This is a genomic window from Aeromonas sp. R2-2, from assembly GCF_040908355.1.
Classification (GTDB): domain Bacteria; phylum Pseudomonadota; class Gammaproteobacteria; order Enterobacterales; family Aeromonadaceae; genus Aeromonas; species Aeromonas veronii.
In genome coordinates this window covers 1-9898 of the sequence record NZ_JBFODQ010000001.1, presented here as the reverse complement: position 1 = coordinate 9898, position 9898 = coordinate 1, and the positions used below count along the sequence as shown (strand labels likewise).

Below are 9898 nucleotides of genomic sequence, written 5' to 3'. Positions count from 1 at the left end.
CGCCGTGGAACCACCTGATCCCATGCCGAACTCAGAAGTGAAACGCGGTAGCGCCGATGGTAGTGTGGCATTCGCCATGCGAGAGTAGGACACTGTCAGGCACCTATTTAGAAGAGGCCTCCCATTCGGGAGGCCTTTTTGCATTTCTGACTTCCAAAAATCTGCCATGCCGCCGGCATTTTAGTAAAAGTGCTGGGCTATCAAGGGATTGCCCGTTACTCTTTAGCCGTTGCCGATTAACACGTGATGCTGCCAGCGAGGTATTGATGGCTACGTTGAAGGAAATTGCACAGGAAGCGGGGGTTTCTCTCGCCACGGTATCCCGGGTACTGAACGAGGATCCCAGCCTGAGCGTCAAGGAAGAGACCAAGCAGCGGATCTTCGAGATTGCCGAACGGCTGGAGTACAAGACCAGCAGCGCCCGCAAGGGGGTACACAAGAGCAAGCTGCACTTTCTGGTGGTCTATGCCTATCCCCAGAGTACCGAGGTCAACGATCCTTACTATCTCGCTATCCGTTATGGCATCGAGACCCAGAGTGCCCGCCTCAATATCGAGCTGACTCATCTCTACAACTGTGGTGAAGGGCGCGAGCTGAGCGCCGTGGATGGCATCCTGGTGGTCGGCACCCTCACAGCCGAACGTCTCGTCCAGCTAAGGGCTTGTTCCAGCCAGCTGGTGTTTGTCGACTGCCGTTCACAGGGAGAGTTCGACTCGGTCGATGTGGATCTCGCACTGATCAGCCAGCAGGTCGTCGATTACTTCATCGCGCAGGGGCACCAGCGTATCGGTTATATCGGTGGCCAGGATGAGAATCCGGATCTGCGCGAACTGGCCTTCCGGGATTATGGCCAGCGGTTGGGGGTGGTGCAGGAGAGCGATCTCTATCGCGGCGATTTCTCCAGTGCCTCCGGCTACCAGTTGGCGAAGGAGATGCTGGCAGGGGATTGGCCCAAGGCGCTGTTCGTCGCCTCCGACTCCATCGCCATCGGTGTGCTGCGTGCCATTCATGAGAAGGGACTGGCGATTCCCCAGCAGATCGAGCTTATCAGCGTCAACGATATTCCGACCGCCAAGTTCACCTTCCCGCCACTCTCCACGGTGCGGATCCACTCCGAGTTGATGGGCTCCCAGGGGGTCAATCTGCTGGTCGAACGGCTGCGTGACGAGCGGGATATTCCACTCCGGGTGCTGGTACCGAGCAAGTTGACCCTGCGCGGCACCACCCGCTGATTTTAGTAAAACATTCTGCTTTTTAGTCGCGCCATCATGCGGTGGTGCGACACCTCTCCCAAGCAAACCTCTTTCCCATATCATCCAATAACTTCATATCATATTGTTTTATAGTTGATTTTATTGCAGATCAGCTAGCTACTATCAACATCCATGCCACTCATCCATATCTTGCCCTCCTTTATCTCCCGCTTCTGATCTCGCTCACAAAACCATCTGTTCATTGTAATCAGGTTAAAACTTTACCAATCCAAAGCTGATATTTAGTAAATGTTTATCTAGAGTTTACCCAGTCAAAGTTGCCTTGTTCCGGGAGGACATGTGAATAACTGGGAAAACGTCCAATTCGTTGGTGAAAACAGGCTGGCCCCGCGCGCCTACTTCTTCTCTTATGCCGACCACGCGCTGGCGGCCACCATGCAGCGCGAGCTGAGCCGCCGTTTTCTGAGCCTTGGCGGCCAGTGGCAGTTCCACTACTTCGACCACCCCCTGCAGGTGCCGGAGGCCTTCTATCACAGCCCCATGAGCGAGTGGTGCCAGATCACCGTGCCCAACATGTGGCAGATGGAAGGACATGGTCAGCTGCAGTACACCGACGAAGGTTTTCCCTTCCCCATCGACGTGCCCTTCGTGCCGACCAACAACCCCACCGGCGCCTATCAGCGCAGCTTCACGCTGAGCCCGGCCTGGGACGGCGAGCAGGTGATCATCAAGTTTGACGGAGTGGAGACTTACTTCGAGGTCTATGTGAACGGCCACTATGTCGGCTTCAGCAAGGGGAGCCGTCTCACCGCCGAGTTCGATATCAGTGCCTACGCCAAGGTTGGCGAGAACCTGCTGTCAGTGCGGGTGATGCAGTGGGCCGACTCCACCTATATCGAAGATCAGGACATGTGGTGGATGGCGGGGATCTTCCGCGACGTCTACTTGGTGGGCAAACCGGTCGCCCATGTGCAGGACTTCTTTATCCGCACCGCGCTGGCCGATGACAATCAAAGCGCCACCCTGAGCTGCGATATCCAGTTGGAAAATCTTGGTGTGCCCGCCCGTGATCACCGTCTGGTCTGGTCACTTCTGGATCAGGGCAGTGAGATCGCCAGCGGCTCGCTCGACCATCTCGCCATCGATGGCAAGTGTGATTGCCGCTTCACGCTGGATCTGGCCAACCCCCATCTGTGGAGCGCCGAAGACCCTTACCTCTACCAGCTGCAACTCTCCCTCTACAACGGTCAGGGTGAGCTGCTGGAGGTGATCCCGCAGCGGGTCGGGGTGCGTGAAATCCAGGTCAAGGATGGCCTCTTCTACGTCAACGGCCACTACCTCAAGCTGCACGGGGTGAATCGCCACGACAACGACCACCTCAAGAGCCGCGCGGTCGGCATGGATCGGGTGGAGCGCGATATCGTGCTCATGAAGCAGCACAACCTCAACTCGGTGCGCACTGCCCACTACCCGAACGACCCGCGCTTCTACGAGCTGTGTGACCAGTACGGCCTGTTCGTGATGGCGGAGACCGACGTGGAGACCCACGGTTTTGCCAACGTCGGCGATCTCAGCCGCATCACCGACGACCCCTTCTGGGAGCCGGTGTTCGTGGATCGCATCGAGCGCCACGTGCATGCCCAGAAGAACCACCCCTCCATCATCATCTGGTCGCTCGGCAACGAGTCCGGTTACGGCTGCAACATCAGAGCCATGTACCAGCGCTGCAAGGCGATCGACCCGACCCGGCTGGTGCATTACGAAGAGGATCGCGATGCCGAGGTGGTGGATGTGGTGAGCACCATGTATTCGCGCGTCTCCCAGATGAACTGCTTCGGCGAGTTTCCGATGGCGAAGCCGCGCATCCTCTGCGAATACGCCCACGCCATGGGCAACGGCCCGGGTGGCCTGAGTGAATACCAGCAGGTGTTCGACCGTCATCCCCACATTCAGGGCCACTACATCTGGGAGTGGTGCGATCACGGCATTCTGGATCAGGACGAGCAGGGCCGCCCCGTCTACAAGTACGGCGGCGACTACGGCGACTACCCCAACAACTACAACTTCTGCATGGATGGCCTCATCTATCCGGATCAGACCCCTGGGCCTGGCCTGCGCGAATACAAGCAGGTGATCTGCCCGGTCAAGGTGCGCGCGCTGGATCTGGCGAGCGGCAAGCTGGCGGTGGAAAACCGCTACTGGTTCTCCACTCTCGACGACATCCGCCTGCTGGTTGAAGTGAAGGCCGAGGGCGAGCTGCTGGCCAGTCAGCAAATCCGGCTGGAAGGGGTGGCTCCCGGTGCCATCACAGAGCTGCAACTCGAATTGCCCACGCTTGATGGGCGGGAAACCTTCGTCCAGCTGCGGGTCATCAAGGCCAGTGCCACCCGTTACAGCGCGGCGGAGCACGAGCTGGGCCAGTACCAGTTCCAGCTGAAAGAGTCGACTCGCCAGCTGCGACCCTTTGCCAACCCCAACGCCACTCCGTTGCATATCGCCGACGAGCGCCTCGACCTGACCTTGAGCGGCAGCGGCTTTGCCCTGCGCTTCTCGCGCCTCGACGGCAAGCTGGTGAGCTGGCAGCAGGATGGTATCGAGCTGATTGAGCGCTCGCCGCGCCTCACCTTCTTCAAGCCGATGATTGACAACCACAAGCAGGAGTACGAGAGCCTGTGGCACCCCAACCACCTGCAGATCATGCAGGAGCACTTCCGCACTCTGAGCTGGCGTCAGCTGGGCGAGGCGGTCGAGGTGACGGTCGAGAGCCTGATCGCGCCGCCGGTGTTCGACTTCGGCATGCGCTGCCGCTACGTCTACACCCTGAGCCCGAACGGCCAGCTGCATGTGGCACTGTCCGGTCAGCCCTACGGCGGTTATGACGACATCATCCCCAAGATCGGCTTCGAGCTGGGCATTCGTCAGGATCTCGACCGGGTGCACTACTACGGCATGGGGCCGGGCGAAAACTATCAGGACAGCCGCCAGAGCAACTGGATCGACAGCTTCCAGAGCACAGTCAGCGAGATGTGGGAGCACTACCCCTTCCCGCAGGACAACGGCAACCGCCAGCAGGTGCGTTGGGCGACTCTGACCAACCGCCACGGCGCGGGTCTCTACGTGCGGCCAGATGCCCCCATCAACCTCAGCGTCTGGCCCTACAGCTGGGAGCATATCCACGCGGCGCAGCACATCAACGAGCTGGAACCGAGCGGTTATCTCACCCTCAATCTGGATCACAAGGTACTGGGGCTCGGCTCCAACTCCTGGGGCTCCGAGGTGCTGGACTCCTGGCGGGTGCGCTTCGAGCCATTCAGCTTCGGCCTGACCCTGCTGCCCATCGCCCGTGGCAACCTCAATCCGGCTGCGCTGGCCGGGCTCGATCTCACCATCAACGGCGGGAGGAACCTCGCATGATCACCCTGGACAACCTGACCCTGTTCAAAAACATCTACCGGGAGGGCAAGAAGTGGGGCCGCTGCGTGGAGGCCATCAACAACCTGCCGAACCTCAAGCCCGGCATCTGCCACTCCATCGGTGACTCCCTCACCTACCGCTTGCAGGAGGGGGCCAGCCCGGCCACCTCAACGTTCGAGGGGCAGCGCCGTTACTTCGACGTTCACTACTACCTGGAAGGGGAAGAGACGGTGGAGTGGGCAGCCAAGAGCGAGCTGCGGGTCGAGCAGGCCTATGACGACACCACAGACCGCGAGTGGCTGGCCGGCGAGGTGCGTGAGCGCCAGCAGGTCGGCAATGGTCAGGTGGTGATCTTCGAGAACGACGAGGCCTACCGATTCGTCGGCGACAGCCCGGTGCGCAAGGTGATCATCAAGGTCACCGTCGAAGGCGGCTACTTCAAGAACAAATAACAAGCCGCCGGTTCTGCACTGATAAAAGCCGGAAGGGCGGGGCTCACCCTACAACCCATGCCCCGCTCTTTCGCTAGATAACTACAGGTCTGGAGATGCACCATGTCTGATTCCAAACGCAATACGATAGGCAAGTTTGGTCTGCTGTCGCTCACCTTCGCGGCGGTATTCAGCTTCAACAACGTCATCAACAACAACATCGAAATCGGTCTGGCCTCGGCCCCTATGTTCTTTCTGGCCACCATTTTCTACTTCATTCCGTTCTGCCTGATCATTGCGGAATTTGTGTCACTGAACAAAAACTCCGAAGCGGGGGTTTACGCCTGGGTGAAGAGCTCCCTCGGCGGTCGCTGGGCCTTCATCTCCGCCTACACCTACTGGTTCGTGAACCTCTTCTTCTTCACCTCGCTACTGCCGCGGGTCATCGCCTACGCCTCCTATGCCTTCCTCGGCTACGAGTACATTCTCACTCCGGTGGCGACCACGGCATTGAGCATGGTGCTGTTCGCCTTTGCCACCTACGTCTCCACCAACGGCGCCAAGATGCTCGGCCCCATCACCTCGGTGACCTCGTCCCTGATGCTGCTGCTGACCCTCTCCTACATACTGCTGGCAGGTGCGGCACTGGTGGGCGGTGTGCAACCGGCTGACCCCATCACGGTAGAGGCCATGGTCCCCGACTTCAGCTGGGCCTTCCTCGGCATCACTACCTGGATCTTTATGGCAGCCGGTGGCGCCGAGTCGGTGGCGGTCTACGTCAATGACGTGAAAGGCGGCTCCAAGTCATTCGTGAAGGTGATCATCATCGCCGGGATCTTTATCGGGGTGCTCTACTCCATCGCCTCGCTGTTGATCAACGTGTTCGTCCACAGCGACACCCTGAAATATACCGGCGGCTCGGTGCAGGTGTTTGAAGGGCTGGCGGCTTACTTCGGCCTGCCGGAGATCCTGATGAACCGCTTCGTCGGGCTGGTCTCCTTCACCGCCATGTTCGGCTCCCTGCTGATGTGGACAGCGACCCCGGTGAAGATCTTCTTCTCCGAGATCCCGGCCGGCATCTTCGGCAAGAAAACCGTCGAGCTGAACGAGAACGGCGTACCCGCCCGCGCTGCCTGGATCCAGTACCTCATCGTGCTGCCGCTGATGGTGATCCCGACCCTGGGCTCCAACACCGCGCAGGATCTGATGAACACCGTCATCAACATGACCGCCGCCGCCTCCATGCTGCCGCCGCTGTTCATCATGCTGGCCTACCTCAATCTACGGCTAAAGCTCGACCACCTGCCGCGGGATTTCAGGATGGGTTCGCGCACCACCGGCATCGCCGTGGTCTCGGTGCTGATCGCCATCTTCTCGGTGGGCTTCCTCGCCTCCACCTTCCCGACCGGCGCCGACATCATGACCATCATCTTCTACAACGTCGGCGGGATCGTGATCTTCCTCGGCTTCGCCTGGTGGAAATACAACAGATACGAGGCCTCTCTCAGTGCCGAAGCGCGTGCCAAAGAGGCCCAGCCGACGGCGCAGGTTGCCATGCAGACGCCATAGCCACTGTATTGAATCCCAATCAAACCGGGTGGCCGTTGGCCACCCGCAAACCGTTGAACCAGAAAAGGAAAAGAGCATGAGCGAGACGATCGAGTTTGCCGAATTCAAACGGGTCGAGATGAAGGTGGGCAAGGTACTGGAGGTGGTGCGTCACCCCGGGGCCGACAAACTCTACATCGTCCAGATCGACGTGGGTGGCGAGCGGCCGCTGCAGACCGTCACCAGTCTGGTGCCTTACTACAGCGAAGAGGAGCTGATGGGCAGCGAGGTGGTGGTGCTGACCAACCTCAAGCCCACCAGGATGCGCGGCGAGCGATCCGAGTGCATGTTGCTCTGCGCCGAGACCCCGGACGAGAGCCAGAGCGTGCTGTTGCAACCGCGGGTGCCGATGGCGCCGGGCACCCCGATCGTCTGAACGGGATTGCGAGCCGGTGCGGTGAGATTGCACCGGTTCACCAACGAGGCCGTCCACGCGGCCCGATCATAACAAGAGAGTAAAGTGCGGGGCCGACAGACCCTTGCCGAACACATCACAGAGTCACAGCGTTACCCGCAGGGAGCGCGAGTCCACTGGAGGACACCATGTCTGAATCCGTACGCGGCACCATAGGCAAGTTTGCCCTGTTGTCGATGACCTTTGCCGCCGTGTTCAACGTGCGCAACATCGTCAATAACAACATCGAGCTGGGGCTCAGCTCCGCCCCCATCTTCCTGCTGGCGACCATCGTCTACTTCATTCCGTTCGTTTTTATCATCGCCGAGTTCGTTTCGGCCAATAAAAACTCCGAGTCGGGGATGTACGACTGGCTGAAAAAACCGCTCGGCACCCGGATGGCCTATCTGGGCTCGTTTCTCTACTGGTTCGTGAACCTGTTCTGGTTCGTCTCCCTGCTGCCCAACGTCATCGCCTACGCCTCCTACGCCATGCTGGGCTATGAGTACAGCTTCTCGCCCATGGTCACTTCGATCATCTCCATCGTGCTGTTTGCGGCGGCGACCCATATCTCCACCAAGGGGGCGAGCTGGCTCGGCAAGATTGCGGAGATCGTGGCCTACGGGGTGTTTGCCCTGTTCGCCATCTATGTGCTGGGTGCCCTGATGGCTTTGAGTGGCGATCATGTGCCGGCCCAGCCCATCACGCTGGAGGCGATGACTCCCACCGTCAACTGGGCGACGCTGGGCATCATGTGCTGGATCTTCCAGGCGGCGGGCGGTGCCGAGACCGCTGCGGCCTACCTCAATGACGTGAAGGGCGGCCAGAAGTCCTTTATCAAGGTGATCATCAGTGCCGGTATCGTCATCGGTGCCATGTATGCGGTCGGTTCCCTGCTGGTGAACGTGTTCGTACCGCGCGAGAGCCTCACCTATGCCGGTGGCATGGTGGAGATCTTCACCGGCATGGCCCAGTACTTCGGGCTCTCCGAGGCGCTGGTGGGCCGCTTCGTCGGCGTGGTGCTGTTCATCGCCATGTTCGGCTCCATGATGATGTGGACCTCGGCGCCGGTGAAGATCCACTTCTCCGAGATCCCGCAGGGGGTTTACGGCGAGAAGACCACCCAGCTCAACGAGCACGGCGTGCCGGTGCGCGCCGCCTGGTGGCAGTTTGTCTTCGTGTTCGCGATGCTGGTGGTCAACGGCTTCGGCTCCGAGTCGGTGCAGCAGATGATGAACACCGCCATCAACCTCACTGCCGGCACCGCCATGCTGCCGCCGATCTTCATCATGGTGGCCTACTTCGTGTTCCGCTGGAAACATGACGACACCCCCCGTGACTTCCGCATGGGGTCGCGCACCTTCGGGATGGGCGTGGTGTCGGTGCTGATCGCCATCTTCGTGGTGAGCATGAGCGCCTCCGCCTTCCCGGCCGGGGTGGATCTGGTGCGCGCCTTCTTCATCAACGTCTTTATGACCGCGGTCTTCTCGGCGCTGGCCTACTGGTGGATCTCCCGCTTCGAGAAGCGGCAGGCCCGCAAGCTCGCCGGCAATGAGAAGAAAGGCGGCAGCGGCAAGCTGGCCAGCCAGCGCTGATCGGCTGGGTGAAAAAGCGGAACGGGCGGCCTTGGTCGCCCGTTTTTTTATCCATTTTTAGCCGTTTGGGAGCTGTCAGGGCCGGTTTATCGTCAACTTTTGCTACTCGATATGGCGAAGGCGTTAAGCATTGATGAACAATTATTCGCCGCTCAACTTTGCGCCTCTTCGTTATCGGGGTAAGCTGGAGGTTCGTTTTAGCGGGAGGTGCCAGACATCTCCCGCTCTGTTTCTTGTCTTCCCCAGTCCTGACTGCCGCCACTGCAGCAGGATGCCTTTCTGATGGAGACCTTTCGTGCGTCTGGATCCCTTTACTGTTGTGCTGATTGCGGTGGTCACCCTGGCCTCCCTCTTTCCCTGCGAGGGGCAGGTGGCTGTCTGGTTCGGTCTGCTGACCAAGCTGGCGGTGGCGCTCTTGTTCTTCATGCATGGCGCCAAGTTGTCGCGCCAGAACCTGCTGGCGGGCCTCGGCCACTGGCGGCTTCATCTGGTGGTGATGCTCAGCACCTTCGTGCTGTTTCCGCTGCTCGGGCTGCTGCTCACCCCGCTGGTGCCGAGCTGGCTGAGCCCGGCCATCTACCTCGGCTTCCTCTATCTCTGCGCTTTGCCAGCCACCGTGCAGTCGGCTATCGCCTTTACCTCGATGGCAGGGGGCAATGTGTCGGCGGCGGTGTGCAGCGCCTCGGCCTCCAGCATCCTCGGCATCTTCCTCTCGCCGGTGCTGGTGGGGATGATGATCCACGTGCAGGGGGAGGGGATCGACACCTGGCACTCCATCCAGTCCATCATGATGCAGCTGATGCTGCCTTTTGTGGTGGGCCACCTGTCGCGTCCGCTCATTGGCCGCTGGGTCGATAGTCACCGGCCGCTCATCGGCAAGCTGGATCAGAGCTCCATCCTGCTGGTGGTCTATGTCGCCTTCAGCGAGGCGGTGGTGCAGGGAATTTGGCACCAGGTCGGTTGGTACGACCTGGTCAGTATCGTGTTGCTGAGCTGCGTCTTGCTGGCGCTGGTGCTCTGCTGGAACGTCTGGATCAGCCGTCGTCTCGGTTTCGACAAGGCGGACGAGATCACCATCGTCTTCTGCGGATCCAAGAAGAGCCTCGCCAACGGGGTGCCGATGGCAAACGTCATGTTCCCCGCCGCCAGCGTCGGGGTGATGGTGTTGCCGCTGATGATCTTCCACCAGATCCAGCTGATGGTCTGCGCCGTACTGGCGCGCCGCTATCACGAGCAGGGAGA

At 60.0% G+C, this 9898-nt stretch carries 7 protein-coding genes and 1 rRNA gene; all 8 read left to right on the top strand.

The window, feature by feature from the left end:
* Positions 1-101, top strand: a 5S ribosomal RNA gene (rrf, locus tag AB5Z09_RS00040); the annotation flags it as partial.
* A gap of 165 nt (positions 102-266) precedes the next feature.
* Positions 267-1232, top strand: coding sequence for a transcriptional regulator EbgR (gene ebgR, locus AB5Z09_RS00035; protein ID WP_005342046.1), 966 nt, complete (start codon positions 267-269; stop codon positions 1230-1232).
* 321 nt (positions 1233-1553) lie between these two features.
* Complete coding sequence (ebgA, locus tag AB5Z09_RS00030) at positions 1554-4628, top strand: beta-galactosidase subunit alpha (RefSeq protein ID WP_368194313.1); 3075 nt, start codon at positions 1554-1556, stop codon at positions 4626-4628.
* Positions 4625-5080, top strand: coding sequence for a beta-galactosidase subunit beta (locus tag AB5Z09_RS00025; RefSeq protein WP_368194312.1), 456 nt, complete (start codon positions 4625-4627; stop codon positions 5078-5080). The genes ebgA and AB5Z09_RS00025 overlap by 4 nt, the downstream gene beginning before the upstream one ends.
* A 102-nt stretch (positions 5081-5182) precedes the next feature.
* Complete coding sequence (locus AB5Z09_RS00020; protein ID WP_005342043.1) at positions 5183-6628, top strand: amino acid permease; 1446 nt, start codon at positions 5183-5185, stop codon at positions 6626-6628.
* A gap of 76 nt (positions 6629-6704) precedes the next feature.
* Entirely contained in the window at positions 6705-7043 is a 339-nt protein-coding gene (locus AB5Z09_RS00015; RefSeq protein ID WP_026080427.1) for a tRNA-binding protein, read from the top strand.
* Between the two features lie 167 nt (positions 7044-7210).
* Entirely contained in the window at positions 7211-8656 is a 1446-nt protein-coding gene (locus AB5Z09_RS00010) for an amino acid permease (protein ID WP_368194310.1), read from the top strand.
* Between the two features lie 295 nt (positions 8657-8951).
* Positions 8952-9898: bile acid:sodium symporter family protein (locus AB5Z09_RS00005; RefSeq protein ID WP_368194308.1), on the top strand; the 947-nt coding region annotated here is incomplete at its 3' end.